This is a genomic window from Streptomyces sp. E2N166 (assembly GCF_003671715.1).
Classification (GTDB): domain Bacteria; phylum Actinomycetota; class Actinomycetes; order Streptomycetales; family Streptomycetaceae; genus Streptomyces; species Streptomyces thinghirensis.
The window spans coordinates 40303-65397 of record NZ_RAIF01000006.1 but is presented as its reverse complement, the minus strand read 5'-3'; the positions used below and the strand labels follow the sequence as shown (position 1 = coordinate 65397).

The 25095-nt window shown below is 67.7% G+C and carries 24 protein-coding genes and 8 pseudogenes; 14 read left to right on the top strand and 18 right to left on the bottom strand.

The window, feature by feature from the left end:
• Positions 1 to 129: pseudogene (locus tag EBH09_RS00465) on the top strand (TetR/AcrR family transcriptional regulator); the annotation flags it as partial.
• Here the strand turns inward: EBH09_RS00465 and EBH09_RS38325 are convergent.
• Positions 92 to 529, bottom strand: a pseudogene (locus EBH09_RS38325) (ABC transporter ATP-binding protein); the annotation flags it as partial. The pseudogenes EBH09_RS00465 and EBH09_RS38325 overlap by 38 nt on opposite strands.
• 63 nt (positions 530 to 592) lie before the next feature.
• The gene (locus tag EBH09_RS00455) at positions 593 to 1618 is read right to left on the bottom strand and encodes a helix-turn-helix domain-containing protein (RefSeq protein WP_121745106.1); all 1026 of its coding nucleotides are present in this window, start codon (positions 1616 to 1618) and stop codon (positions 593 to 595) included.
• A 70-nt stretch (positions 1619 to 1688) separates the two neighbouring features.
• Between EBH09_RS00455 and EBH09_RS00450 the strand changes: the two genes are divergently transcribed.
• Positions 1689 to 2516 carry an alpha/beta hydrolase gene (locus EBH09_RS00450; RefSeq protein WP_121745105.1) on the top strand — a complete coding sequence of 276 codons (828 nt, stop codon included), beginning with the start codon at positions 1689 to 1691 and terminating at the stop codon, positions 2514 to 2516.
• Between the two features lie 184 nt (positions 2517 to 2700).
• On the opposite strand, the gene EBH09_RS00445 is transcribed toward EBH09_RS00450, so the two are convergent.
• The gene (locus EBH09_RS00445) at positions 2701 to 3561 is read right to left on the bottom strand and encodes an MBL fold metallo-hydrolase (protein WP_121745104.1); all 861 of its coding nucleotides are present in this window, start codon (positions 3559 to 3561) and stop codon (positions 2701 to 2703) included.
• A 1439-nt stretch (positions 3562 to 5000) separates the two neighbouring features.
• A complete protein-coding gene (locus EBH09_RS00430) occupies positions 5001 to 5333 on the bottom strand; it encodes a hypothetical protein (protein WP_153182570.1) in 333 nt (110 codons plus the stop codon).
• A 271-nt stretch (positions 5334 to 5604) separates the two neighbouring features.
• Here EBH09_RS00430 and EBH09_RS00425 point away from each other — a divergent pair.
• Positions 5605 to 6376, top strand: a pseudogene (locus EBH09_RS00425) (transposase); the annotation flags it as partial.
• Between the two features lie 13 nt (positions 6377 to 6389).
• On the opposite strand, the gene EBH09_RS00420 reads toward EBH09_RS00425, so the two are convergent.
• Positions 6390 to 6617, bottom strand: a complete 228-nt coding sequence (locus EBH09_RS00420) for a transposase (RefSeq protein WP_238697205.1) — start codon at positions 6615 to 6617, stop codon at positions 6390 to 6392.
• Positions 6618 to 7014: 397 nt separating this feature from the next.
• Between EBH09_RS00420 and EBH09_RS00415 the strand changes: the two genes are divergently transcribed.
• Both EBH09_RS00415 and EBH09_RS37630 read left to right on the top strand, forming a co-directional pair.
• Positions 7015 to 7410: a hypothetical protein gene (locus EBH09_RS00415; protein WP_121745102.1), complete on the top strand. Its 396-nt coding sequence runs from the start codon at positions 7015 to 7017 to the stop codon at positions 7408 to 7410.
• Positions 7411 to 7592: 182 nt separating this feature from the next.
• Positions 7593 to 7892: a transposase family protein gene (locus tag EBH09_RS37630; RefSeq protein ID WP_238697107.1), complete on the top strand. Its 300-nt coding sequence runs from the start codon at positions 7593 to 7595 to the stop codon at positions 7890 to 7892.
• 465 nt (positions 7893 to 8357) lie between these two features.
• Here EBH09_RS37630 and EBH09_RS00405 read toward each other — a convergent pair whose 3' ends face one another.
• A complete protein-coding gene (locus EBH09_RS00405) occupies positions 8358 to 8768 on the bottom strand; it encodes an SRPBCC family protein (RefSeq protein ID WP_121745101.1) in 411 nt (136 codons plus the stop codon).
• Positions 8769 to 8971: 203 nt separating this feature from the next.
• Here EBH09_RS00405 and EBH09_RS00400 point away from each other — a divergent pair.
• Both EBH09_RS00400 and EBH09_RS38320 read left to right on the top strand, forming a co-directional pair.
• A pseudogene (locus EBH09_RS00400) lies at positions 8972 to 9268 on the top strand (PIG-L family deacetylase); the annotation flags it as partial.
• Positions 9264 to 9463 (top strand): annotated as a pseudogene (locus EBH09_RS38320) (hypothetical protein); the annotation flags it as partial. The pseudogenes EBH09_RS00400 and EBH09_RS38320, both read left to right, overlap by 5 nt.
• A 337-nt stretch (positions 9464 to 9800) precedes the next feature.
• On the opposite strand, the gene EBH09_RS00390 reads toward EBH09_RS38320, so the two are convergent.
• Positions 9801 to 10919, bottom strand: coding sequence for an acyl-CoA desaturase (locus EBH09_RS00390; RefSeq protein ID WP_121745100.1), 1119 nt, complete (start codon positions 10917 to 10919; stop codon positions 9801 to 9803).
• Positions 10920 to 10926: 7 nt separating this feature from the next.
• Positions 10927 to 11982 (bottom strand): ferredoxin reductase, encoded by a 1056-nt coding sequence (locus EBH09_RS00385; protein WP_238697106.1) that lies wholly within the window; start codon positions 11980 to 11982, stop codon positions 10927 to 10929.
• 86 nt (positions 11983 to 12068) lie between these two features.
• Here EBH09_RS00385 and EBH09_RS00380 point away from each other — a divergent pair, with 86 nt between their 5' ends.
• On the top strand, positions 12069 to 13208 hold the full coding sequence (locus EBH09_RS00380; RefSeq protein ID WP_121745098.1) for a PucR family transcriptional regulator: 1140 nt from the start codon (positions 12069 to 12071) through the stop codon (positions 13206 to 13208).
• Between the two features lie 239 nt (positions 13209 to 13447).
• Complete coding sequence (locus EBH09_RS00375) at positions 13448 to 13684, top strand: hypothetical protein (protein ID WP_121745097.1); 237 nt, start codon at positions 13448 to 13450, stop codon at positions 13682 to 13684.
• Between the two features lie 55 nt (positions 13685 to 13739).
• Here the strand turns inward: EBH09_RS00375 and EBH09_RS00370 are convergent, their stop codons facing one another.
• The 4 genes from EBH09_RS00370 to EBH09_RS39900 are packed head-to-tail and all read right to left on the bottom strand — an operon-like array spanning position 13740 to position 15222.
• Positions 13740 to 14084 carry a hypothetical protein gene (locus EBH09_RS00370; RefSeq protein ID WP_121745096.1) on the bottom strand — a complete coding sequence of 115 codons (345 nt, stop codon included), beginning with the start codon at positions 14082 to 14084 and terminating at the stop codon, positions 13740 to 13742.
• Positions 14085 to 14120: 36 nt separating this feature from the next.
• A complete protein-coding gene (locus EBH09_RS00365; protein ID WP_121745095.1) occupies positions 14121 to 14714 on the bottom strand; it encodes a hypothetical protein in 594 nt (197 codons plus the stop codon).
• Positions 14711 to 15049 carry a hypothetical protein gene (locus EBH09_RS00360; protein WP_121745094.1) on the bottom strand — a complete coding sequence of 113 codons (339 nt, stop codon included), beginning with the start codon at positions 15047 to 15049 and terminating at the stop codon, positions 14711 to 14713. The genes EBH09_RS00365 and EBH09_RS00360 overlap by 4 nt, the downstream gene beginning before the upstream one ends.
• Complete coding sequence (locus tag EBH09_RS39900) at positions 15046 to 15222, bottom strand: hypothetical protein (RefSeq protein ID WP_193776041.1); 177 nt, start codon at positions 15220 to 15222, stop codon at positions 15046 to 15048. Before EBH09_RS39900 ends, EBH09_RS00360 begins: the two co-directional genes overlap by 4 nt.
• 402 nt (positions 15223 to 15624) lie before the next feature.
• Between EBH09_RS39900 and EBH09_RS00355 the strand changes: the two genes are divergently transcribed.
• Positions 15625 to 16251 carry a nucleotidyltransferase family protein gene (locus tag EBH09_RS00355; RefSeq protein WP_121745093.1) on the top strand — a complete coding sequence of 209 codons (627 nt, stop codon included), beginning with the start codon at positions 15625 to 15627 and terminating at the stop codon, positions 16249 to 16251.
• Here EBH09_RS00355 and EBH09_RS38310 read toward each other — a convergent pair.
• Positions 16226 to 16645, bottom strand: a complete 420-nt coding sequence (locus tag EBH09_RS38310) for a hypothetical protein (protein ID WP_238697105.1) — start codon at positions 16643 to 16645, stop codon at positions 16226 to 16228. The two genes, EBH09_RS00355 and EBH09_RS38310, sit on opposite strands and share 26 nt — an antisense overlap.
• A 91-nt stretch (positions 16646 to 16736) precedes the next feature.
• Positions 16737 to 17651 carry an alpha/beta hydrolase gene (locus tag EBH09_RS00345; RefSeq protein WP_121745092.1) on the bottom strand — a complete coding sequence of 305 codons (915 nt, stop codon included), beginning with the start codon at positions 17649 to 17651 and terminating at the stop codon, positions 16737 to 16739.
• 106 nt (positions 17652 to 17757) lie between these two features.
• On the opposite strand from EBH09_RS00345, the gene EBH09_RS00340 reads away from it, so the two are divergent.
• The 3 genes and pseudogenes from EBH09_RS00340 to EBH09_RS00330 all read left to right on the top strand — a co-directional run bounded on the left by EBH09_RS00340 (position 17758) and on the right by EBH09_RS00330 (position 21212).
• Positions 17758 to 18192, top strand: coding sequence for a MarR family transcriptional regulator (locus EBH09_RS00340; RefSeq protein ID WP_077058845.1), 435 nt, complete (start codon positions 17758 to 17760; stop codon positions 18190 to 18192).
• Positions 18193 to 18215: 23 nt separating this feature from the next.
• A pseudogene (locus EBH09_RS00335) lies at positions 18216 to 19022 on the top strand (IS701 family transposase); the annotation flags it as partial.
• 699 nt (positions 19023 to 19721) lie between these two features.
• Entirely contained in the window at positions 19722 to 21212 is a 1491-nt protein-coding gene (locus EBH09_RS00330; RefSeq protein WP_121745091.1) for a UDP-N-acetylmuramoyl-L-alanyl-D-glutamate--2,6-diaminopimelate ligase, read from the top strand.
• On the opposite strand, the gene EBH09_RS38305 is transcribed toward EBH09_RS00330, so the two are convergent.
• From EBH09_RS38305 to EBH09_RS00305, 4 genes and pseudogenes are all read right to left on the bottom strand, one after another.
• Positions 21209 to 21346, bottom strand: coding sequence for a hypothetical protein (locus EBH09_RS38305; protein WP_238697104.1), 138 nt, complete (start codon positions 21344 to 21346; stop codon positions 21209 to 21211). The genes EBH09_RS00330 and EBH09_RS38305 overlap by 4 nt on opposite strands.
• 549 nt (positions 21347 to 21895) lie before the next feature.
• Positions 21896 to 22429 carry an SMI1/KNR4 family protein gene (locus tag EBH09_RS00320; RefSeq protein WP_193776040.1) on the bottom strand — a complete coding sequence of 178 codons (534 nt, stop codon included), beginning with the start codon at positions 22427 to 22429 and terminating at the stop codon, positions 21896 to 21898.
• 97 nt (positions 22430 to 22526) lie between these two features.
• A pseudogene (locus EBH09_RS00315) lies at positions 22527 to 22924 on the bottom strand (ATP-binding protein); the annotation flags it as partial.
• A gap of 378 nt (positions 22925 to 23302) precedes the next feature.
• Positions 23303 to 24319 (bottom strand): serine hydrolase, encoded by a 1017-nt coding sequence (locus EBH09_RS00305; RefSeq protein WP_121745088.1) that lies wholly within the window; start codon positions 24317 to 24319, stop codon positions 23303 to 23305.
• 449 nt (positions 24320 to 24768) lie between these two features.
• Between EBH09_RS00305 and EBH09_RS00300 the strand changes: the two are divergent.
• Positions 24769 to 24975 (top strand): annotated as a pseudogene (locus EBH09_RS00300) (SgcJ/EcaC family oxidoreductase); the annotation flags it as partial.
• Positions 24976 to 25095 lie beyond the last annotated feature (120 nt).

Sequence of the window (25095 nt, the reverse complement as noted above, 5' to 3'; positions counted from 1 at the left end):
GGCGAGGACGGCATCACCCGGCTGTGCACTTTGTTCGGTGCGCTGGTGCTGTCCCGGGCCACCGCGGGTCCCCCGCTCTCCGAGGAGATCCTCACCGCCGCGCACGCGGCCCTGACGGAAGCCGGCTGACCGGGTCCGGGGCTCCGGACACCGCGCGGCGTGTGCGCGCCGGTCCCACCCACCGTCGGACGTTGGCGGGTGTCGCTGTGGCGCATGGCGACGACGGCGTCGGCGTACACAGCGGTCGAGTGGGTCTCACCTGGTCCGAGACGGTGGGCGCGGCGGGGTGAGGGATGGTCGCGGTCGGGGCGTGTTGGGCTTGCCGGGCGTAGAACATGGCGGCGTACCGGCCGCGGGCGGCGATGAGTTCGTCGTGGGTGCCGTGCTCGGCGAGGTGCCCGTTGTCGAGGACGTGGATGTGGTCGGCGTGGCGGACGCCGGGCATGCGGTGGGTGACCAGGACGACGGCTCGGTTCGGTGCGGCGGGGCGGCGGACGCGGTCGAAGCCTTCGAACTCGGCTTCGGGGTCCGTCTTTGTCCACAGCTGTCAAGTATTGGTCCGAGTCAGAGGACATGAACGCCTTCAAGCACGTTAGGCACGATCTCGGCCGGTGGGTAGCCCGAGGGGATCTCGCCCTCGGGTCACCCGACCATCGGGGCTGACTGAAGGCTTCTGACTGAAGGCGCGTCGGTAGGCGCCGGGCGTGGTGCCCAGATGCGCCCGGAAGCGGCGGCGCAGGTTGACCGCCGAGGTGAGTCCGACGCGGGTGGCGATGGCTTCGACCGGCAGGTCGGTCTGCTCCAGCAATACCCGTGCCGCGTCGATGCGTTGGCGGAGCAGCCAGTGTCCGGGGCTGGTGCCGAGCTGTTCTGTGAACCGCCGGGCGAGGGTACGGCTGGACAGTCCGGCGTGTTCGGCGAGGCGGTCGAGGGTGAGACGGGTGTCGAGCCGGGAGGTGGCCCACTCCAGCAGTGGCGCCAGTGTCTCGTCCGCCTTGGCTGGTGCGGGCTGTGCCGCGTACTGGAGCTGGCTGCCCTCCCGGTGTGGCGGCAGGACCATGTTCCGGGCGATCTGGGTGGCGTAGGCCGCGCCGTGGTCGGAACGGACCAGGTGCAGGCACAGGTCGATGCCCGCGCCGGTTCCGGCGCTGGTCGCCACGTCGCCGTGGTCCACGAAGAGCACGTTCTGGTCGATGTGCACATGAGGGAAGGCGGCGGCGAGTCGGGCGGTGTCGCGCCAGTGGGTGGTGGCGCGGCGGCCGTCGAGCAGTCCGGCCCGGGCGAGGACGAAAGCCCCCGTGCAGATGGCGACGATCCTCGCCCCGCGCCGGTGGGCGGCCCGCAGCGCCGCGGTGACGGCCGGTGGTACGGGTGCGCCCGGCGGCTGCCAGCCGGGGACGACCACGGTGTCCGCCTGCTTCAGGGCCTCAAGGCCGGTGTCGACGAGCATCGCGTAGCCGGCGGTGGTCTGCACAGGGCCGGGGTACTCGGAGCAGATACGGATGCTGTAACGGGGCGGCTCGTCCTGCGGGGCGGTGCCGAAGACCTCGGTGGCACAGGCGAGTTCGAAGGGTGACTGCGGCGGGTTGATCAAGGCCACCACCCGATGAGGACGCATGGCAAGATTATACCCTCAAGTGTCTTTCTGGACTCTCGGCCGGACGGCCCGCACAGGACACAGTGGACCCATGAGCGAAACCACCGAAACGACAGTGTCGAGGACCGTGGTCCAGGTCGACGGCGAGCCGGCCAGCTACTTGACCGCAGGGCGGCAGGACGCCCCGCCCCTCCTGATGCTGCACGGAACGTACTGGAGCCGGGTCTGGCTCCCGGTACTCGGCCACCTCGCCGACGCGGGGCTGCGGCCCCTGGCGGTCGACCTCCCCGGACTGGGACGTTCAGGAGGCCAACTCACCCTTGAATCGGCCACGGTTCCGGCTCTCGCCGACTGGGTGACTCGATTCGTCTCCGCGTTGAACCTCTCCGGCCCCATCGCCCTGGCAGGCCACGACATCGGCGGCGCCATCGCCCAGCACCTCCTTGCCTACAACCGGCTCGACGTGTCCCGGTTCGCCTTGGTCAACTCGGTCCTCTACGACTCCTGGCCCGCGCCTCACGTCGCCCGATTCCGGGACTCGGCCACGGGCGAAGGCGTGCTCGCCGCCCGCCGGCAGGCGATTGCGAGGGTGCTGTCCGGTATCGCCACTGAGTCGTTGATCGCGGACTACGCGGATCCGTGGACCGATGAGCGGGTGCGCCGCTCCTGGACGGCCCTGGCGGGCGCGGCCGACAATCGCTACACACTCGACCTCGTTGCCCCGCTGCAGAGGTCCATCGTGCCCAAGCTGCTGATCTGGGGCGAGGACGATCTCCACGAGACGGTGGCGTACGCCGAGCGGTTCGCCGCCGAAATGCCTCACACTACGCTCCTCCGTATCCCGAATGCGGATCACATCCCCACGGAGAATGCCCCCGGTCAGATCGGCCGAGCGCTCGCCGACTTCTTTACGACGTAGAAGCAGTACGGCCGTTCAGCTTTGATGCCGGTGACCAGCGGATACGAAGGGCCAGGACGGAGGACGGTCGAGTCCTCCAACGTGTTGGGCAGCTCTGGCTGCTTGACCCGGTCTGTGACTTCTCGATTCGGATCACGCGCCGGAGGCTCGCACTCGTGGTCAGCGACGCCAGCTTGGAATCGGTTCACTGGCCGGGTCGTCCTGTGGCGGAAGCGGATCTCTGGTCAGGCGTCCCCTCGTGCTCGCTTCCTCCGGCGAGGCTTCGGGCCTGCCCTTCGTGAATGCCGCTTGCCCACTCCCAGCCGGGCTTGGGCGATACGACCCGTGGGTCGCTGGTGACCCGGGCGTCACGTAGGTCCTCCACGTACGCTCGATCCATTTTGATCCGCGCGCGTACCTCCTCGTCCCTGGCGACGGATCCATGCCCGGGGATGAGGACATCGACGTCGTCCGCTACGCCCTCGAGCAGTCCCAGCCCGACGAGGTAGTCCTCAATCGGGTTGTCGGTGTCGTCGAACATGGGAACGAAGACATCGGAGAGCATGTCTCCGGCGATGAGAACTCGGCGTTCTTCGATCAACAGCGCCGCATGGCCCGGGGCATGCGCCGTATGCTCAATGATCCGCACCTTGGGGCCATCCCAGGGAAGCTGCGCGGTTTCAGCAGGCAGACCAGTGATGAGGCCGTACAAGGCCAGCGGTGTGTCCTCGGCGATTTCCGGCGGCAGCCCCTCGGCGACGCCAGCCTTCCAGTCCGCGTTCGACAACACATCCTGCATGAAGGCCGCGCAGCGGGCTGTGCCGTAGCGAGGCGCTTCGCCAAGTTCGGCATGCCAGAGCACGTGGTCCCAATCAGGATGCGTCGAGAAGCCTGCCACAACGGGCTGGCCCAGCTCACGAAGGTCGTTCGCCAGGCAGGTCATTTCGGCGCCGGTAATCCCGACGTCTACGAGTAGCACGCCGTCCCTGCCATGCACGACAACGGTGTTGTTCTCGAGTAACTCACTCTGGTGGATCAGTACACCCTCGGCGACCTGCTTCAGCATGGACCCCTCCCGTTTGAAGACTGCGGCCGCGTCTTGACCGGCACTGGGTCGTTGGCCCTGCTCAAGATCGGACTCCCTGCCCGGTTTGCGGCGCCACCCCGCCACAGGGTCTGACGCACATCAACACAACCGGACGGGGGCGTGCGATGGCGCCCCCCAACGACGAGACCGTCCACGGAGGCTTCTTCAGTGACGAGCCTATGTCAGGTGACGGCACTCAGATGGCACTTCAGCAGAGCTGCAAACACATCAAGGACGAACTTGGCTGGGCCGACTTTCAAGTCCGCTCCGACCGCGCCATCCGCCGCCACCAGACCCTGGTCAACCGCGCCTTCTCCTTCTGTTGGGCCCAGTGGTTCGCCCCACCCGGCCCCCTGCACGCCACAGCCCCGGGCCCGTGCCCCGACGAGGGGCCAGATAGGGGGACCAACCGGACACCACCAGCCCCACCAGCCCCACCAGCCCTGCTGGCCCACGGCATTACGTTCGGTACGCGCCTGGCTCACCCCTGCCACCACCCTGAACCGACTGTGGCGATCCTGGACGGACAGAGACCCACCCCCGGACCTGCGGGCCCTGATCGGCGCGGTCACCACCGGACACGGCATTGACCTCTGCCGCCGAATTTGACGAACTACCGGTAACGGCACCGCCTGTCAGGTACACGGCGCCGATGTTGCGGTGAGCATCAGAAGAGGCCGCGTGGCCGGGCCGGCGGGGATGTTCGCCAGGCAGCAGCGCCTGAGCGTGGTCGACGCCAGACCTTGGCTTTCGGAGTGTCCGGCTCGCGACGTCTGGGGGAGCTCCTGCGTGCGGCGCCACCCTCGCGGCGCCCACGCCGCCGAACTGAGCTGGCGCCTGTATGCAAAGGAATTCGGACCATGTGCCGGATCCTCTTCCGCCCGTGGCCCCGGCAGGCGGTTCTGCCCGCCATATCCTGCGGTGGCCGGGATGCCATCTGGTGCGACGGGGGTTACTTCGCGTGAATGGTCCGCGATGTCGCCAGAGGGTCAGGAGGCTCGGTTTCGCACCGCCAACCCGCTCCGGGGCGACCGGCGGGGAGCGGTCGGGGCAGGATGCGGATGGAGGCCCCTGCCCAGCGGGGGCGTCACTGTAGCGCTGCCAGCCAGGTCGGGGAACAAACGCGACCGATGCGCCGTAAGTCGGCTCCTGCTCGTGCGCCCAGGGCAGCTGAGTGCATCGCTACTCCGCCGGCGTGCCGTAATGGCTCGACGAGAAGGGACACTTGGGGCGACCTCATCCAGCCTGGCGCGGTCGGAGCCAGCTGGGAGAACCAATTGACTGCGAAGCCGCGCCAGGTCGGATGCTCACGCACTTCGTGCGTTCCCTTCACGCGACCGGAGTATCCACGCGCAGCGGCTTGGCCTTTCGGCGGGAAGGGAGCTCCGCCGTTCGGATTCGGTCCGCGCGACGCTACTTCAGAAGTCGATGCAGACCGGTCCCTGGTTGACGTTGATCACGCCGTACTGGTTCACGAAGGAGTTGCAGTAGGCGGTGGTGTTGTTGTCGTAGCTGTCCCCGCCGAGGGCCTCTTGAGTGCCGGCGTTGTCGTCGTCGAAGTCGATACAGACAGGACCCTGGTTGACGTTGACCACACCTACCTGGGTGGTGAAGTCGTTGCACTGCGCGTCCAGCACCTGCTGGACGCTGTCACCGCCGGAGTCGTCTCCCGCCGCGGCCACGCCGGATCCGGCCAGCACAGCAGCAGCAGCCAGGACGGTGGCCGCGGCAGTCCTACGTATACCCATCATGATCTTTCTCCAGATGCTGGAGGACAGGGACAGCATTACTTCACCAGTGCCCGCCGGTAGCCGCATGTCAGGCTGAGCCGTTCGAGACGCCCCTGTTGGGTCGGCTTGCGCAGTGATGAGGGCATCGTGAAGGGGGAGTGTCTGGTCAACGGCGGATCTGCTGATCAAGGAGAGACGCCAAGTGAGCAAGACGACGATCGAGCACGAGTCCGTCGAGGAGCCGGCGGATGGTGCAACGCCGTCGGCCGCGTCGGACGAACAGCTCGTCGCGATGCTGGTCGACCGGGCCCGCAGCGAGGGCCTGCAGCTGACTGGCGAAGGCGGACTGCTCCAGCAGCTCACCAAGCGAGTGCTGGAGCCCGCGCTGGAGGGCGAGATCACCGGGCATGTCGGCCCGGTCGAGGTCAGGGTGCCCCGGGACACCGCCAGGTGTTTCGAGCCGCAGATCGTCAAGAAGCGGCAGCGCCGCCTGTCCGGCGTGGACGAGGTAGTGCTGTCGCTGTCGGCGAAGGGCCTCACCCACGGGGAGATCTCCGCGCACCTGGCCGAGGTCTACGGGGCGGAGGTGTCCAAGCAGACCATCTCCACGATCACCGACAAGGTGATGGAGGGCATGGCCGAGCTCATCTCCTGCGCAACAGCTTCCGTTGCGCGGCCCGTCAGGGCTGGGACAAGGTTGCCAAGGCCCTCAAACCCGTCTACATCGCCCCCAGCGAATAGGCGGCGACGGAGCGGTTCGGGGAATTCCCGGAAGCCTGGGACCGGAAGTATCCGGCGACCATCAAGCTGTGGGAGAACTCCTGGCCCAGTTCGTGCCCTTCCTCTCCTTTGACGTCGAGATCCGGAAGGTCATCTGCTCGACGAACGCGATCGAGTCCGTGAACGCCCGCATACGCAAGGCCGTCCGGGCCCGCGGACACTTTCCCAACGAGGCCGCCACCCTCAAGTGCGTCTCCATGGCTCTGACGAGCCTCGCCCCGACCGGCAAGGGCCGCAAGCGATGGCGCTGGAAGACACCTCTCAACGCGTTCCAGATCGCCTTCGAGGGTCGGCTCACTACGGCCTTCCGGCCCGCAGTTTCGGGAGAGCGAGTTCCAGGTCGCCGGCCTGCGCGGTCACCGTCTTCTCGCGGTGTCCGTCGCGCCAGGTGGTGCGGGTGTCGGTGTGTTCGCCCCATTCGGCGCCGATCTTTGTGGTGGCCTCGGCCTCGATCAGTTCCTGCAGCAGCCGTTCGGCGACCTTGGGGACGAGTTCAAGACCATCGGCCGAACGTAAGTGACTCAAGCAGGCGCAGTAGGTCATGCTGAGACAAGGCCATCGTGCACCCCGGGGGTCGAACTGCCCCTTCATTCTGGACAGTTGCCCGGTGGCCTGCCGGTTGAGCAGGGAGTAGACATCGGCAGACGGTGCATCCCGGGGAGCGGAACCCGCGCACTCAACCGCGGAGATCTCTTACACCACTCGTCGGGACGCCATCCGCAGTCGTGGTGACGACCTTTGTGCGCGTAGGGCGCGTTCTCATCTGAACCTCCGGGTTCAAACGATGTGCTGGGCAGGGCCGCACGACCTGAGAGGGAGGAAACTCGCGCAGCGCGCCCTCATCGTGCCGAGCATCGCGGAGGCGGGGAACCTATAACTTTTCAGTAAGGTTCGTACGAGGTTCCTCCGTAGGGTCATCCCCATGGATGCCATTCGCAGGTCAGCCATTGTCGTCGGTGCCGCCGCCTTCGCCGCCGCCTCGCTGGCCGTCGCGCCATCGGCCACGGCCGCTGAATCTCCCACACGGGGATGTGCCTATCCCCGGGTCTGCTTCTATCTCAAGAAGTCGAACTGGGACGCCAAGGACCCGAACGCTGGGTTCCAGGACGTCACTAGCAGCTGGCAGAACCTCGGCTCGGCCAGCCGGGGCGCCGACTATGTCCTCAACACCCGCAACGACGACGTGGCTCACCTCCGTGTGCAAACCAACTCCACAGGCGCGGTTTGGGACATGTGTTTGCCCCCGAACTCCACCCAGTACTTCGGCTCTGCCTACACGGTGACCGGCATCCGCATCAGCACCTCCTCCAGTTGCTGACGCGCTGTCCGGCCACGGGGCCATGCCGCGATTTGGGCTTGTCACCCGTAGACGAACGGCGGTGCTGCACTTGAGCGCAGGACACATTCGTCCAAAGCGGGGAGCACACACACGGCATTTGTAGTTGCGTCTTTTCTGGTCAGCGTGTTGCCGGGGCGGGTGCGGGCATGAGTACGGCCACCGTGATCACGAACGGCACACTGATCCGCACCCGGCGGCGTACCGGCAAGGACAACCGGAAGAACCACCCGGGCAAGAGCCGATGCCATGGCCTGCTCGTGATTGCGCTCACCGACGACCGTGGCCGACTGCTCTGGGTCTCGGCGACCCGGCCAGGACGGACCTCGGAGATCACCGCCTGCCGCCACGACCGGCTCACCGCCAGGCTGCGGCCGGCCTCGGCACCATCGCCGACCTGGGCTTCGTCGGCCTCGAGCACGCGCCGGTTCTTCGGCGTGCTCTGGGTGGCCCTGCGTTCCTGATGCCACTCCGTGTGCTATTTGCCGGTATCTGTGAAAGTGGCTGAGACTGCGATACTGCGGCTATAAGATCGCAGGTCAAACAGTCCGCTCCCCGCACCCGCAGGGATGGTCCCTCGCGCAGAACGCCTTGGGGGCGCCGTTCATGCCGCTCCCCGCACCCGCAGGGATGGTCCCCGTGCGGCGACGGCCCTCGTCGGCCAGCTCGCCGAAGATGCGGGCGACGTGCCTCCCCGCGCTCGCGGGGGTGGCGTCTCGCCGGGCCGCGCGGGCTTGTTCCAGTCGAACTGCTCCCCATGCCGGCGGGGGACGGTTCGCCTAATTGTGGTCTGTGTCTGGGGTGGATGGGTACTCCTGAGCGGAGCGGTGTGTCTGGTGTTCTTGTCGTGGTAGTCAGAGTGTCTGGGCGATTGACGGGGCGGGGCCTGGTCCCGGGGCTCTCACGTGATCGGCGGGTCTCGGGGGAGGTCAGCGGGACTCCATGAGCTTCTTGAGGCGGGCCAGGTCGGCGGCGACCATGCTGGCGTCGCGGTCGAAGTCGGCGTCGCTGGTCCCGGGCCGACGGCGGAGGGTGAACACGATTTCGCTCGCTGCGCCGTTGGCGATGACGCGGACCGGGTTGTACACGGTTTCCCCGGAGGGGAGCGTGACGTCGTGGTCGAGTACGCCCAGCTCGTTGTGCGGTGCGAAGGTGATCACGACTCGTCCCATGGGGGAGGACTCCGCGACCCAATGGTCGTCGACCCTTTCGACTGATTCTCCCAGGCCATGGGCCCACGCGGGCAGGTTGGCCGGGTCCGATGCGTAGGCGTAGACGTCGTTGACGGTGCGGTCGACACGGGTACTGAGGTGACGTGAAGCCTCGCCGATGTTGTTCATGGCGGTGACGGTAATGGACGGTGGCCACGGTCCTCTTGAACGAATCGGACATGCGTGATCCCGCTGGGTGGGCCCCACGTAGCGATCACATGGAATCTCAGCCAGCGTGGTCGGCGTTATGGAATCTTTCAGCCGTCGCTCGCCCCCGTGCTGGGCGGCGTACGATCCGGCCCTCTCGTTCGTGCCGGGGGGTGGTCTGGATTGTGACGGTGCCGAGTCTGCTGGCTGTGTTCGCTCCCCCGGATGACGAATCATTGTCTGTGGGTGAGGTGTTGGCTCGTCATGCGACTGCGGGCGCGCGGACCGCGGTCGTCACGGCGACCTGGGACGTAGACACTGTGCGGGCCGGGGAGCTGGCGGAGGCGCTCCGTATCCTTGGGGCTGGCGAGCCGCGGATGCTGGGGTACGCCGATGCGCGTGTACCGTACTCGGCCCCGGGCAATGTGCGGTGGTGTGATGTGCCGGACGAGGCAGTGCGGCGGCTGGTGATGCACATCAGGCTGGAAGTGCCAGTACTCCGAGGGAGAGACAGTGCTTCCGATGCCCCGGGCGGAGGCCGTGCTGTCCCGCCCGGTGGATGCCGAGTGCCCCAACCTGTGGGTCTGGCCAGCGGCCGATGTGTTGGCGATCTTCCGTTTCATGCCGACCTCGACGTCGACCTCGACGTCGACCTGCGGGAGTTGCAGGGCCAGGAGGATGCGGTGGAGGCGCGAACTCGTGGGGCTGGGCGGTCCCGGAGGCCGACTCTTGACCAAGGGATCCAAGTCCCAGGGGGTGTGTGCGGCTTCTCCGGAACCGACCACCGTTACGAGAGTGATGCGGGGCCCGCAGTCTCTTTCAGGGCCCTCGATGGGCCGGGGTGGGCCTGGCGGTGCCCCACATCACTGCCCATTAGGGTGGGCCTCCAACAGCTGTTCGATCTGCGCTTCCAGGGCTCGTCGCTGTTCGTGGACGGCTGCGAGCGAACGGGCCAGGGACGGGAGGCGGTGCCGCCGGGACGGCCGAAGGGTCTGAACCAATCAATACCGGGAATCAGGCCGCGACGAGCTCATGCTCGCGGTCCGGCGTCTTGGCCTTGGGCTTCTTGTTCGGCAGCGAGAGCCGGAAGACCTTGCGCCACGCGGAGACCACCTGCTTGGGCAGCGGCCCGGTGACATACTCCAGCTCGTACTTGTCGAACAGCGCGCGCACCTTCACCGCGACCTCGGCGTACCGGTTGCTTGGCAGGTCCGGGAACAGATGGTGCTCGATCTGGTGCGACAGGTTGCCGGTCATGAAATGCATGGCCCTGCTGCCGCTGATGTTCGCCGAGCCCATCATCTGGCGCAGGTACCACTGGCCGCGCGTCTCGCCCTTGATCGATCGGCGCTCGAAGACCTGTACGCCCTCGGGGAAATGTCCGCACATGATCACCGAGTGGGACCAGATGTTGCGGACCAGGTTCGCGGTGAACGTGGCGGCGAGGGTGGGGAGGAACGACGGGCCCGACAGCAGCGGGTGGATCACGTAGTCCTTGAGCACCTGCTTGCGGATCTTGCGGCCCACGGCCTTGGCCCGCGCGCGGAACTCCGGGTTCTTGCGGCGGTGCTTGCTGAGGTTCTTGCCGAGCTCCAGGTCGTACGCTGCGATGCCGTACTCGAAGAAGCAGGCGTTGATGAAGTTCCACAGCGGCTGGCCGAGGTGGAACGGGTGCCACTTCTGGTCCTCGTCGACCCGCATGATGCCGTAGCCGAGGTCGTTGTCCTTGCCGATCACGTTGGTGTACGTGTGGTGCAGCTCGTTGTGCGAGTGCTTCCACTGGTCGGCCGGCGAGACGTGATCCCACTCCCAGGTGGTGGAGTGAATCTTCGGGTCGCGCATCCAGTCCCACTGGCCGTGCAGGACGTTGTGGCCGATCTCCATGTTGTCCATGATCTTGGCCACGGACAGACCGGCGGTGCCGAGCAGCCACGCGGGCGGGAAGATTGAGAACAGCAGCACACCCCTGCTGACCAGCTCGAGCTTGCGCTGCGCCGAGATGACCTTACGGATGTAGGCGGCGTCTTTCTCGCCGCGGCCGGCGATCACCTCGTCGCGGATCGTGTCCAGCTCGCGGCCGAGCTCCTCGATCTGCTCCGCGGTCAGGTGGGCGGTGGGGTCGATGGAGGTCAAGGTGCTCCTACCGTTCGATGTCGCAGGGGCCCGCCGCGGCGGACACGCAGGTCTGGATGAGGACGCCGGGCTCGGCCTCGGTGATCTCGCCGGTGCGCAGATCGCGGACGGCGCCTGCCTTGAGCGGCGTGACGCAGCCGAAGCAGATGCCCATCCGGCACCCGGAGGGCATGAGCACACCGGCCTCCTCGCCGATGTCCAGCAACGGCGTGGCGCCGTCCGCGTCGACGGTCTTGCCGGTGGCGCTGAACGTGACCTCGCCGCCCTCGCCGGCGACGACGATGCCGGGGCGGAAGCGTTCGGTGTGCAGGCGCTCTTGTACGCCGTGCTTGGTCCAGTGCTCTTCGGCGGCGTCGAGCAGGCCCGCGGGCCCGCAAGCCCAGGTCTCGCGCTCGGCCCAGTCGGGCACGAGTTCGTCGAGACGGGCGATGTCGAGCATGCCGTCTGTGTCGGTGTGCACCTCGGTGAGCCGCAGCTTTTTGTCCGCGACCAGGTCGTGCAGTTCGTTGCGGAAGATCACGTCTTGCGGCCGTGGCGCGCAGTGGACCATGACGACGTCGTCGAACTCGGTGTCGCGCAGCATGCCCATCACGGGCGTGATGCCGCTGCCGGCCGTCAGGTAGAGCACCTTGGCGGGCTTGACCTGCGGCAGCACGAAGTCACCAGTCGGCTGGTCGAGCTGGATCAGCGTGCCCGGTTTCGCCCTGCGGACCAGGTAGTTGCTGACCATGCCGTCCGGGATCGCCTTTACGGTGATCGTCACGCGGCCGTCCTGGCGGTTTGCCGGCGAGGTGATGGAGTAGGCACGCCACAGGCGCACCCCGTCGACGTCGACCCCGATCCGCACGTACTGACCGGCTGTGTGGCCGCGCCAGCCCCGTCCAGGCCTGATCACGATTGTCGCGGCGTCACCCGTCTCGGGGCGCACGGCCTCGATGCGCCCACGCAGGTCAGCGCCCGCACGCAGCGGGCTGACCAGGTCGAGGTAGTCCGACGGCAGCAGCGGAGTCGTGACCATCTCCAGCAGTTTCCACGCCCTGCTGCGGAGCGCTGTACTCGTCATGACTTCAGCTTGCTGTGCCTCAAGGCGTAAAGTCCTGACCGCAGGATGTAAATCTGGTCGGCTGAATTGTTCGCAGGGAACAAAACGTGAGCCATGCACTTCGGAGGGCCAGCGAACTGGCCCTGGATGAGACGACGGTCACCGCACTGCGGGCCGCGCTGAAGACCACCGCCGACGAGGTCGTCCAGGCGATCATCGACGAGGTCCCTCCCTACGCCAACGCCCTCTCCGGCCACATGGGCGCCACCATCCGCCGAGCTGTCCGAACTGCCCTGGGGCACTACCTGGACCTCGCGAGCGGGAACGCCACAGGCGGCGACGCCGGTGACGCAGCCTACGAGCTGGGCCGCGGCGAGGTGCGCGACGGCCGTTCGATGGACGCCCTACTCAGCGCCTACCGCGTCGGCGCCCGCGTGGCCTGGCGATGCCTGGCAGCGGGCGCCGTACCCGCAGGTCTGCCCGCCGCCGAGGTCGCCAAGTTCGCCGAGTTGACCTTCGCCTACATTGACGAGCTCTCCGCCGCGAGTGCCGCGGGCCACGCCGACGAACTGGCCGCCCGGGGCAGGGCCCACGAGCGCCACCTGGAGCACCTGGCCCGTGACCTCCTCGCCGGCGCGAGCCCGGACGTGCTGCTGGCCTCTGTTCAACGGGCCGGATGGCAGGCTCCGGTCTCGCTGACCGCGGTCCTGCTGCCCGCCGCCCAGACCCGGCCTGCCTACCGCGCACTCGACCCGAGCACCCTCGTCCTCGACGACCTGCCGGACGCCACCGGTGTGCTGCTCGTCCCCGATGCCGACCGATCACATCTCTTGCGGCAGCTGACCGACCGCACCGCCGTGGTCGGCCCGGCCCGGCCATGGACTCGTGCGTCCGCCTCGTACGCACGAGCCGTACGCGCGCGCTCCCTCTCCCCTGATATTCGCGATACCGAGGACCACCTGCCCGAGCTGGTGCTGAGCGCCGACGTGGACGCCTTCGCAGACCTGCGTGCCCGAGCCCTCGCACCGTTGCGGACCTTGCCTGTCGCGACCGCACGGCGGCTGGAGGAGACGCTGCGGGCGTGGCTGCTGCACCAGGGCAGGCGGGACGAGGTGGCGGCGGCGTTGTTCGTCCATCCCCAGACGGTCCGGTACCGGATGTCGCAGCTGCGGGAGGTGTTTCCGGATCTCGCATCGCCGCACCGGGTTCTTGAACTGACGCTGGCGGTCGGTCTTCGGGTCAGCTGACGCGTATTCGGTGATACTTGCACACCAAGGCTCTTCGGCCCGAAGTGTTGCTCTCCCGTCCGGGTGGCGCTGCTGTGCGGGCGGGGAGCAGGCGTAGCAGCGTGAGCCGCACAAGGATCCAGCGCCGGCCGCAGGCCAAGCGGTGGACCGGTAAACGGCTTCGGACGGAAGGGCCACCCCCTCTCGCGCCCGGCGGTACCCGTGGTGCGATACGCCAGTCACGCGCCCTGGAGCCCTCGATGAGCGAACAGCCGGCCACCACGGACACGGCCCGCCAGCAGCTGGAGCCCGCGGCCGCCGATGCGGTCCGCGCTTATGTGGCCAAGACCCGCGAGAACGCCGACCAGCTCGCCGCCGTCCTCGAAGACATCGCCACCAACGGCCTGCCCTCAGTGGAGGACTGCACGCCGTGGGAGGACCTGCGCGAGATCCACCTCGCCCGGCTCACCCGCCAGCGCCCGGCCGTCGCCTGGTGACCCGACCACACGGTCCACGCCGCGCCCGCATCGCCTTCTCCGCCGCCGCCAGCTGTCATTGGTCGGCTTGGCGGACTCCCGTGCAGGCCAAGACAACGCTGGCGTCCTCGGCAAGGAAGAGCATGAAGGCGCAGGTTCTGTGGCGCGTGAAGATGCAGCCGATTCGCAACGGCGCGGTGCCGTACTGGCTGAGGATGTCGACGGTGGTCGACAGGGCGAGTGTCTCGGCGCCCCGTCTCCTTGCGCGCCGGTGGCGAGCGGCGTAGATGCGGGCAAGTCGCTGACTGCGGACGGTGCCGTCCCAGATGACGAAGTCACCTCCGCCGAGAAGTGCTGCCTTCGCTGGTTCGCGAGCTGTGGTCTGTCCGTTGAACATCTCGGCCAGAGCTGCCCGGTTCATCTGCCCCCTTCCTGCCCTTTGGTGCCGGAGTTGGACTCAGTCGTTGTAGTGGAGCCGCTGGCGGGTCCAGAGAGTGAGGTCGCTACTGGTGGCGACGGCCAGGGTGAGGCCGGAGGGAGAGAATCCGGCGGTGCGAAGTTCTGAGTACTCCGAGTGGAAGACGTGCCACCATGTCTCTCCCGCTGTGCCTTTGTGGACCCCTCCGCCAGCGGAGAGGATGACGCGGTCGTGGGGCCATTCCGGGCTGACGATGTCCACGGACCATCCGTCGGGGGTGGTGCTGTGGAGGCCGCCGCCGAAGATACCGGCGATGCGGACCTGGGTGCCTTCGATCGGGCCGAGACCGGGGCAGGTGAGGTCTGGCTGGGCGTCGGGAGTGCTGGTGTCGGGGTTGGGGTCCCGGTCGCGGGCGATCTTCTCGCCAGTGACGGCGTCGAAGAGTCCGTGTCCGTCGCTGGAGACGACCATGACGAGGTCGTGCCCGCTGTCGGGGTGGGCGGCAAAGCCGATGCCGAGCAGGCCGCCGATGGGGGTTCTGCGGTCAAGTGCCGGCTGCCATGGCTCCGGGGCCGGCATGACGGGTGCGGTGAGGTAGCGCTCGCGCAGCCTCTGCTGGTACTCCGTGATCAACTGGTCTCCTCGGTGCGATTCACGTCGAGGGCCTCTCGCGCGGCGGCCCACGTCGACTCAAATTCATGCTGGGTGATCTCGGCAGTGCCGTCCGCCTCTTGCCACCTGTGCAGACTGCCCTCCGCGAGGACTCCATACTTCCGCTCGTAGGCGGTCATCGCCGCGAGGTCGGCGTGGTCCCGGGCTTCGATGGCCTCCGTCAGGCGGGCTGCAGCCACGGGCCGGCGTTGAGGTCCTTGCAGGTCGACCTGCCGTAGCGCCCATCCGTTGGCGTCGAGCTCCAAGTAGGACCAGGTGTCGCTGTCGTCGTCGTAGGCGCGGATCCAAGGGGTCACGTGGGCATGATCTCGTGCGCGCGGGCCTTCCGCAGGATCTTGCTGGCCTCCTCGATTTCCTCGCGCTCGTCCGTGGGGAGCTTGCTGAGCCGGTCGCGCATGGTGTCGGCGACGGTCGTGAAGGCGGTGATCTGGTCGGTGAGGTTGCGGACGACGAAGTCGTCGGCGTCCATGGCCTTGGCGGTCTCGCGGTCGGTCCGCAGGTCGTTGACGTGCTCCTCGATCGCGGGCAGGTAGGACGGGTCGGGGCGATAGAAGCCGTAGCCGGCGCACTGGAAGCGGATCGCACAGGCTTTGCCGCCGGCCTTGACGTTGTTGCTGGGCTCGCGGCAGTTGCTGAACGGGACAGCGACCGACTGAGCCTCTGAGCCTCGTAGTCGGCGGTGCTGGCGAATGGTGCTGGCCGTCCGGAACGGTCGATGGTGTGCTGCCGCATGGTCGTGATCGCTTCGCGTTCCCGCTTCAGGGACACTAATGGTGACGTCGGGTATTGCAACTGCTGGAATGCCGCTGGGGCGAGGGTCCTCTGAGGCGGATCGAGCCCGCTGGCGGGCGAGCCGTGGTAGGCAGGGTTGGTGATCAGCCGACTTCCTCTCGACGAGCAACTTGAGTCCCTGCGCGCGGTGCTGTCGCGCAACGATGTGCTGACGGAGGTGCTGGCTCGGACTGCGACGTTGGATCTGCCTGGGTGGTATGTGACGGCAGGGTGCCTGTTCCAGACGGTGTGGAACGTAGTCACGGACAGGCCGCCGACCAGCGGCATCAAGGACTACGACGTCTTCTACTTCGACAAGGGCGATCTGTCCTGGGAGGCTGAGGACGCCGTGATCAAGGCTGGGCAGGCGGTCTTCGCCGACCTGCCCGCAGAGGTCGAGATCCGGAACGAGGCACGGGTTCACCTCTGGTACGAGGAGAAGTTCGGAGTGGCGTGTTCGCCGTATGACTCCACCGAGGCGGCGATCGACAGTTTCGCTGCGACGACGTGCTGTCTGGGAGTTTGTGTGGTCCCTGACGGCCGGTGGCGTGTGTATGCGCCGCACGGGCTTTCGGACGTGTTCAACCTCGTCGTTCGTCCGAATCCGGTGCTCGCGCCGCAGTCGGTCCATGAGAGCAAGGCGGCGCGGTGGCGTGAGCTGTGGCCCGAGCTGACGGTCCTGGAGTGGCCGTCCGGAAGCGTCACGTCGGCCTCGCTCGCTGGCTGACCTCGGCGGCGTAGGTGGCCCAGTCGCCTGTGGAGAGTCGCTGCCAGGCGACGGCGACGTCGGTGTGGATGTCCAGGGTGCGGGCGAGGATCGCGGCGGGGATCTCGGTGGCGAGCTGGAAGAGAGCGGTGCTGCGGGCCTGGTTGGGCCGGATCCCGAGCTGGTTCAGGTGCTGGGCCAGCTGTGTGGTGCTGATTGGACGTCCGGGCTGGCCGCCGGGGAAGAGCCATGGAGACGGTGGCAGGGCGCCGATGGTCGCATGCCCCTTGCGGTTCGCGGCGACAGTGCGGGCCAGCTGGGCGACGGGCTCGGGCAGCTGAACGGGTGTGTGGCCGGGTTGGGTGACAGGTCGCCAGACAGGCGCTGCGGGTCCGTGCTGCAGGAGCTCGGTCATGGCCGTGGCCAGGATGGGCGCGTCGCGCAGGAACGGGGCCGGGAGCTGCTTGCTAGTGCTCTGACCGGGAAGGCTCACCGGTTCGGATGCCTTACAGGTTGTTCGCATAGAAGCTGGTGAGTCGTTCGACGGCAGCGTCGACGTATTCGGGTTCGTCGTACATCTCGTAGTGGCCGGCGCCGTCGATCACCATGAGGTCGACGGGGTTGGGGGCCAGCTTCCACAGCTGCATGCCGGTGTCGTAGGAGCCGGTGTTGCCGATGCGTCCGGCGAGGATGACCTGGAGTGGCTGGGTCATGAGCTGATCGGCCAGGTGGAACGCGTCGTAGCCCAGCAGGAGGGAGTCGCTGCGCAAGAGGCGCCGGTTCGTGGAGTGTTCGTTACCGCCGCGCTCGGTGCGGTAGTAGGTGACGGCCTGAGTGGTGTCGATGTCGGTCAGGCCCGCTGCCGTGGCGTCCTCGAGGGTGTCGGGCAGCCAGTTCACGCGGGTCGTCTCGCCCGAGCGGGCCTCTTCGGTACGTGCGTCCGCGAGGGCGTCGAGTGCTGCGGCCGGGCCGTCGGGCTGGAAGCTGCTGAATGAGGCGCCGATGTTGACGGGGACGACCGTGCCGACCGCTTTGATGCGGTGGTCCGTGCGGGCGGTGTGCACGGCGTAGCCGCCACCGGCGCAGATGCCGAGGACGCCGATGCGCTGCGAGTCGATGCCGGGGGTCGTGGTGAGCACGTCGATGGCGTAGGAGATGTCCTCACCTCGGCGGTAGGGGTCTTCGAGGTCGCGGGGCTCGCCCTCGCTCTGGCCCTGATGGGCGGGGTCGAGGACGAGCGCCGCGATGCCGCGGGCGGCGAGACGGGAGGCGTAGTTGGCGCCGATCTGCTCCTTCACGCTGCTGCCTGGAGTGGAGAGCACCACGGCGCGCAGCGGTGCGCTGCTGTCGGCGTTGTCGGGCAGGTGGAGGTCCGCGGCGAGGTTGATGGGACCGCGCGGGATCGTGAGGTGCTGAAGCATGCCTGGCTTCCTTCGTGAGATTGTTGTTCCATAGAAATCCAGTACAAAACAATATCTTGTACGGTCTGAAACTAATACGAAACTGTATCACCTGGATGGAGGGTCGATGTCAGTCGACGGGGCGCAGCTGTGGACGCTGAACCAGCGGCTGCTGGGTGTTGTGATGGATGCATGCACGGGGGAGCTGGCCGAGCTCGGGTTGGAGACGAAGGAGTTTTTCGTCCTGGCCGAGGTGGAGGCATCGCCGTACCCGGCTGAGATCGCGACTGCGCTGCTGCTGCCCAAGGCGAGCGTGACGGTCTACGTTCGCAACCTCGTCGCCAAGGGCTTTGTCCGCCGCGAGATCGACGAGGCGGACTTGCGGCGTCATCGGCTCGTACTGACCGCTGAGGGCACGCAAGCACGCGATCGAGCACTTGCAGCTCTCGCGGCGGAGTACGACCGCAGGTTGGCGAGGGTCACCCCCCAGGACCGCGTTGAGCTGCAACGCATCCTCAAAGCGATGCTCGCCTCGCCCGCGTCAGGCCGTATGCGCGAGTGATTCGTCTGTCCGGTGCTCCGCTGCACCTCGGCGACCGGGACGCCGTCCTGGTCGTGGACGACACGGGCTTCTGAAGAAGGGGACGCGGGTCGGCAGGAGTGCAGCGGCAGTACTCCGGCACCGCTGGGCGGACGGAGAACTGCCAGGTCGGCGTCTTCCTCGCCTATGCAACGGACCGCGGGCGGACGCTGATCGACCGACGTCTGTATCTGCCCACCTCCTGGACCGACGACCGCGAAAGGTGCCGCCGGGCCGGCGTCGACGACGAGGTCGCCTTCGAGACCAAGGTGGCCATGGCCAAGGCGATGGTCCGCCGCGTAAACGCGGACAAGATCCCGTTTCGGTGGGTGACCGCGGATGCCGCCTACGGATTCAGCAAAGGCTGGCGGTCCGAGCTGGGGCGGGCGGACGTCTTCCACGTCATGGCCACCACCCGCCACGACACCGTGGTCACCCGCTGGGTGATCGACCATCCCGTCCACGACCTGTTCAACGGCCTCGCCCGGCAGAAATGGAAGCGTCGTTCCTGCGGCAGCGGGGCCCACGGCCTGCGGATCTACGACTGGGCACGCGTCGAGGTCCGGCCCTGGCACCGACCCGACCGGCGGCACTGGGTCATCGCCCGCCGCAGCGTCGCCCGCCCGCAGGAGATCTCCTACTACATCGCCTACTGCCCCACCGGGACCACGCTTGATGAGCTGATCCGCATCGCGGGCAGCCGGTGGGCCATCGAGGAATGCTTCCAGAGCGCGAAACAGGAATGCGGCCTGGACGACTACCAAGGTATCAGCGGAGCGAGTAACTCCCACTCCTGGTCAGTGAGTTCATGACGACGTATCACGACACCATGATCCACCACCCGAATGATCTCTGAAGACGGACCCTAACGAAAAGATCAGTAGTTGGAACCTGGTCTCGCTTGTTGGAACCACTCGGTCCCACTGCCGCTGTCGATTTTCTGGGCGAGGTGATCAGCATGGTGGATGAGGTGATCGCCAAGGCCGCGTGGTGTGGCATCGGATCGGGGCGGGAGAGCTGGGCTCCTGCATCGCCGCGCCGGAGTTGCAGGGTGTGCATGGTTCCTTGGGGTGGGCGACTTCGGCCGGTGGCGAGCTCCGTTCCCGTAGGGGCGGGCGCTCGGGGCAGTACACTCGCCCTATGGGGCATACACATACGGCGGCGGAGGGCCCGGTCCGGGCCCGTCAACCGCTGGGTCCCGTCGCGCCCCGTGCGCGCTGCCGTGCGCTGCACGGGCACGGCTAGCAACTTTCCCGACGGGCCCGCGCATCCGGTTCTCCCGCCTCCCTCGTCCCGCCATGCCCAGGCGCCCGCAGGCACACCTCCACGGCGGCCCCGGCGCGCTGCGGCCTCCTCCTGAGCCTTTGCGGAAGGGTTCCGCGGGCTCCCGCACCGTGTATCCCTGAACCGCACATTCCCCCCGCATTTCCCCCTGCGCCCGCGCCCCTGGCGTGCCGTCGGTATCGCTTTCCGCGAGCCGGCGGGCCGGCGGCATCCTGAGAGGACCTCCTGTGAAGCTGAGCGAGTTGCTGGCCGGGCACGATTACGAATTGCTTCTGGGCGATCCGGGGACGAGAGTCACCGCGGGAGCATGCTTGGATGCCCACCGCGTCTCACCGGGTTCGCTCTTCCTCGCGGTGCCCGGGCACCGCGAGGGCGGCCCCGAGGCCGTCGGTTCCGCGCTGGCGCGGGGCGCCGTCGCGGTGCTCGTCGAGGAGCCCGCGGCCGGTCTTCCCGCAGCGGTATGGCCGTCGGCACAAGGCGCCTGCGTCGTGCGGGTGGCCGACACCCGTAAGACCGCAGCGCTGATCACCTCGCGCTACTACGGGGAGCCCGGCCGGGCGATGGACATGGTGGCCGTCACCGGCACCAACGGCAAGACGTCCGTCTCGTACATGGTGGAGTCCGTACTGCGGATCGCCGAGGGCGGGAAGGTGGGTGTGATCGGGACGGGCGGGAACCGGATCGGGGACGAGCTGATCCCGATGCCGCGCTCGGTGCTGACCACTCCGGAGTCACCGGACTTCCAGTATCTGCTGGGGCACATGCGCGATCACGAGGTGGGCACCGTGGTCCTGGAGGCCACCTCGATGGGCCTGCTGAACCACCGGATCGACCACTCCTTCATCGACGTGGGCGTCTTCACCAACCTCACCCAGGACCACTTGGACGACCACGGCACGATGGAGCACTACCGGGACGCCAAACTCCGGCTCTTCGACGGACTCTGCCGGCGCGCGGTGGTCAACGCGGACGACCCGGTCGGCGCGCTGATTCCGGCGATGATGCCGGGTCTGGTCCGTACGTACGCCCTGGACGCCGAAGCCGACTACCGGGCGACCGACCTGGACATGGATGCCTTCGGTACGCGGTTCACGCTCCACCACGAGGGGCGCAAGTATCCGGCCGCGATCCCAGTGCCCGGCAGGTTCTCGGTTTCCAACGCCCTGGCCACCCTGGCCGCATGCCATCTGCTGGGCCATGACTTGGCCGGTCTGGTGGCGGCGCTCGACCGGATGCCCCCGGTCCCGGGGCGACTGGAACGGCTCGAGACCCCGCAGGGCGCTTCCGTGATCGTGGACTACGCGCACTCGCCCGACTCCTTGGACAAGGTGCTCGCCGCCATCAGGGACTTCGCCGCTGCACGCGTCATCACGGTCTTCGGCTGCGGAGGAGACCGGGACGTCACCAAGCGGCCCCAGATGGGGGAGATCGCCGGGACCCACTCCGATCTGTGCGTGCTCACATCGGACAACCCCCGTGACGAGGACCCCCAGGCGATCATGGACCAGATCGCTCCGGGACTCACGGCCACCGGCACCCCCTTCGAGCGGATCGCCGACCGCCGCGACGCCATCGCCTTCGCCCTGTCCGCCGCCGGGCCGGCCGACATCGTGCTGGTCGCGGGGAAGGGCAGTGAGCCGTACCAGATCGTCGGCGACCAGCTGATCCCGTTCAGCGATATGGCGACGGTGCGCGAGCTGTCAGCCGTACGGGACTAGGGTGCCCTTCGGAAGTGCTGGTCCAGCCACTCGTTGAGGGCTGCCACCAGCACCGTCGCCTCGTAGTGGACGGCGGACTTGTCGTATCTCGTGGCGACCGCGCGGTGGCGTGTGAGGCGATTGATTCTGCACATCACCGCGTGGCGCTCTTTGCAGTCGGCCTTGTCGAACTTCGGCGGCCGGCCACCGTGGGAGCTTCGTTCCTCGCGGTTGGCGATCCGGTCACGCCTCTCCAGGATCGTGCACCGGATACTGCGTTCGCGCAGGTGGGTGCGGTCCGTGAGGGTTCCGTACGCCTTGTCGGCGTGAACCTTGCCCGGCCGGGTGCGCGGGCGGCCCCGGCGCGAGCCTGGCCACCCGGATACGGCCCAAAACTACCTGGAATCGCGGGAAGTCACCGCGCTGCCCGACCGCGCTCACCAGTGACATCGGGCCCCGCCCCTTCAGCAGCGGCCGAGAAGTGCCGAACACGTCCGGCCGGTCGTCCTGGGCCAGTTCAGGCACGAAGCGCGCTGCTCCCCGCTGGTGTCCCGGCTGTGCGGACGGCAGGGTGGCTTCGTTGATCTCCAGGAACAGCGTTTGGCGACCGGTTCCGGAGGCAGTTGGTGATCATCTGGCTCACGAATCTCGCTGAGAAACGACGGCATTGTCGTGTCCGCGAATGTGGGACGGCCGGCCTTTCGTCAGAACGGCTGGCCGTCGAAGGGGTCGCCGGAGCCGGGCTTGAACGTCGTGCCGAGGTTGTACTGTGCGATCCCGAAGGGTTGAAAATCGGCATCGGTAAGGACGCGGTAGAGGAACTCAGAGGTGGACATGTCGTACCGGCGCCACACGCCGTCCTCGGGCCGTGCAAGGACGGGGTGATCGCCCGGGCGCTCGGCATCGATCAGCCAGAAGTACCCGTCGGCCCATTCGGTGGAGCCCCAGGGCACCAGCCCCTTGCCGCCCGGCGCGTAGATCGCATGGGGATCGACGGCGGAGACGCTTCCGAGCTCGCCGTCCTGGTCGACCGACAGCCAGACCCGCCACTGTGTCAGGAAGTCGAACACGCTGCCCTCGTCGCGCCCCAGAAAGTAGACGGAATCACTGAAGACGCCGCCGCCGAACGCCTCGTAGAGCTCCTTGTAGTCCGACGGCAGCGGAACCCCCAGCTCTCCCTCGATCGCCGCCCAGTCGACGCAGATCCCGAGCGGTTCCCACCCGGTCAGTTCGATCACTCGCTGAACCCACATACAGCAATCTTGCAGCACCGGTCTTCGTTCCGGTGTCCCTCAACCCCCTCGTCGCTGACGTCAAGATCGGCAGCTATCGCACTCAGTGGGCCTTGGCGGGTTCCTCGGCCCGGGCTCGGGTGCTGGCGAGGCGACAGGAGTCGGTGCCGGTCGCGATGATGGTGCCGTTGCACGTGAGCCGGCCGACGGTGGCCGCGCGAAGGCGGGGTCAGTGGAGGTCTTGGTCCAGCCGCCGAACGGCTCGTTGGAGGCGATGGCGACGCTGTTCTTCTCCTCGCGTTCGGTCAGGACCTGGAAGAGGAGCTCGGCGCCGTGGCGGTCGAGTTCCAGGTAGCCGAGTTCGTCGATGCAAAGAAGATCGACACGGCCGTAGCGGGCGGTCGTCTTGTTCAGCGGCGTCTCGTCGACGGCCGCGGCCAGCTCGTTTACCAGCTTCGCGGCGGGTGTGCAGCGGACGTGGTAGCCCTTCATCGCCCGGTCGGCGAGGTCGGAGAACTCATTGCTGATCGACGGCGTTCACCAGCTCGTCTGCGCACCGATTGTACCGGTTTGGTGCCGGTTGAACACCCATGTCCCGCACAGAATGCGGGAGTTGGTTGACCAGAGCGAGTGGCTGGCCGTGTTCCTGCTACCGGCGCCTACTCGCCCGACCTGAACCCGGTCGAGTGGGGATGGGCGCATGTCGCACGCAGTATGGCCAACCTCTCACCGCCCTCGACCACCTGCAGATACTGGTCCGCAACCGGCTCAAACGCCTCCAGTACCGTTCCGAATTCCTCGATGGCTGCACTGTAGAGGGCGGGAGGCGGCCGAAACGCGCGAAGCGGATCGAGAAGGTGGTTCGGCCCTGGTCGGGCGTCAGGTGATGGACTTCCCCTTGAGTTCTCGGGAGAACGCCGTCGCGGACGCGCGCGACGCTCGCTCCACGATGCTGATGCCGACCTCCTGGGAGCTGCAGCCGTTGAGAAGTACCGCCATCAGGTAGACGCGCCCCTCATGCTGTATCCGACCGATGCTGTTGACATCCCACTTCTTGGTCTGAGTCCGCTTGAGCCACCCGTTCTTCAGCGCGGTCGTGCCCGAGTCGGCCGCTGCGGACACGCCCCAGGCCTGGCTTCCCACGACGTGCCGCATCAGGTCCTGGATGTAGGCACGCGACGCTTCGCTCAGGGGTGACTTGTCGCCGAACACGGACTGGAGCAGGCGTATCTGATCTTCCGCTGTGGTTTGGGTGATGCCCCAGACGGTCCCTTCACCGCCCTGGGTCTGGGACAGGCCGAGCCGTTCGTTGGCCGCATCGAGCCCGGGGCCACTGCCTATCCGGGTCCACAGGGCACTGGTGGAGTCATTGTCGCTCTTCTGGATCATGGCAGCGGCCTGGGCACGCTCCTCGGTGCTCAACTTCCGCCCCTCGTCCTGGGCCTGGAGCAGCAGGGTCGCCAGGATGTCCACCTTCACGATGCTGGCGGTGTCGAAAGCGTCGCGTCCGTACGTCGCCATGGCACCGCTGTTGACGTCCAGCATCGCCACGGACATCCGGTTGTCGCCGAAGAGCGCTGTCACGGGGGCCAGAGCCGGTTCGAGATCGAAGGACTTCTGTGCCGGGGTAGGCGACGCCAGCGGTTTCGGTGAGTCCGCAGGCGCCTCGCCTGCCTTCGCCCGGGCCGAGACGGCCGGCGGGGACGGAGCCTTCGCCCGGGCGGGCGCGGACGACTCACCGGAGTCGCTCCCGGTGACGGCATAGGTGGTGAAGCCGCCGATGAGGACCACGACCGACGTCACGGTCCACGCTATGCGGCGTCGCCTGGCCCTGCGGCGACGTCGTTGCTCCCGGCGGGAGCGGCCGCGGCGCCGAACAGGTGGGTTCTCATGCACGGGTGAGATGGTAGTCGAATCGAAGTTCGAGGTTGGCTGGTGTCTCGGCGGTGTGTCCGTTCCTGGTCGTCGACCCTTTCGAGGTCGGTCAGGGCCCCTCCGGGGCGTGGTCACAGGTGTCGAGCGGCCAATAGTCCTCGCGGTGCGCTCAGACGCGTGAACGAAGCATAGTCCCGCCTGGCCGGGCGGGAGTTGAAGGCAGTGTCCAGGGCGGATGAGCCCGGTGCACCAGGGGTGGAGGACGACGGGGGCCGGAGGCCGCGGGGCGTCCTGACACCAGTCGGCCATCGCACGGACCGACGCGGTGTGGAGGAGACGGTCGGACCGCGCCCGCCCCGGCAACGCGCAGCAAGGACCTGGTCGGCCGGGTGGAGTGGGATTCGGTCGCAGCCGTGAACGTGAGACCGTGGAACACCAGGCAGCGCGCGTACGGGTCGGCGGCAGCGTCGCCCGCCGCGAGCTGGGACGGCGAGGTCACCTACGAGGCAGTGCACACGCAGCTCCTGCGGGCCGATGTGGCGGCCGTCAAGGTCCGCCAGGTCTACCACTCGGCACAGGGCGACACGCAAGGCACTCCGCTGTACGTCATGACCAGGCAGGACGACGGCAGGTGGCTGCTGCACGCGGGCCAGAACACCGAGGTGCACGCCGGCTGAGACAGTCGCCGGCGCCCCGGCACGGACCGGGACGCCGGCCGCGGCCCCCGCTCCCCGGGGGCCCGGCGGCGGGGCGAGCGCGCGGACCGATGAATTCGCCGTCGCCCTGCGGTCTACCTG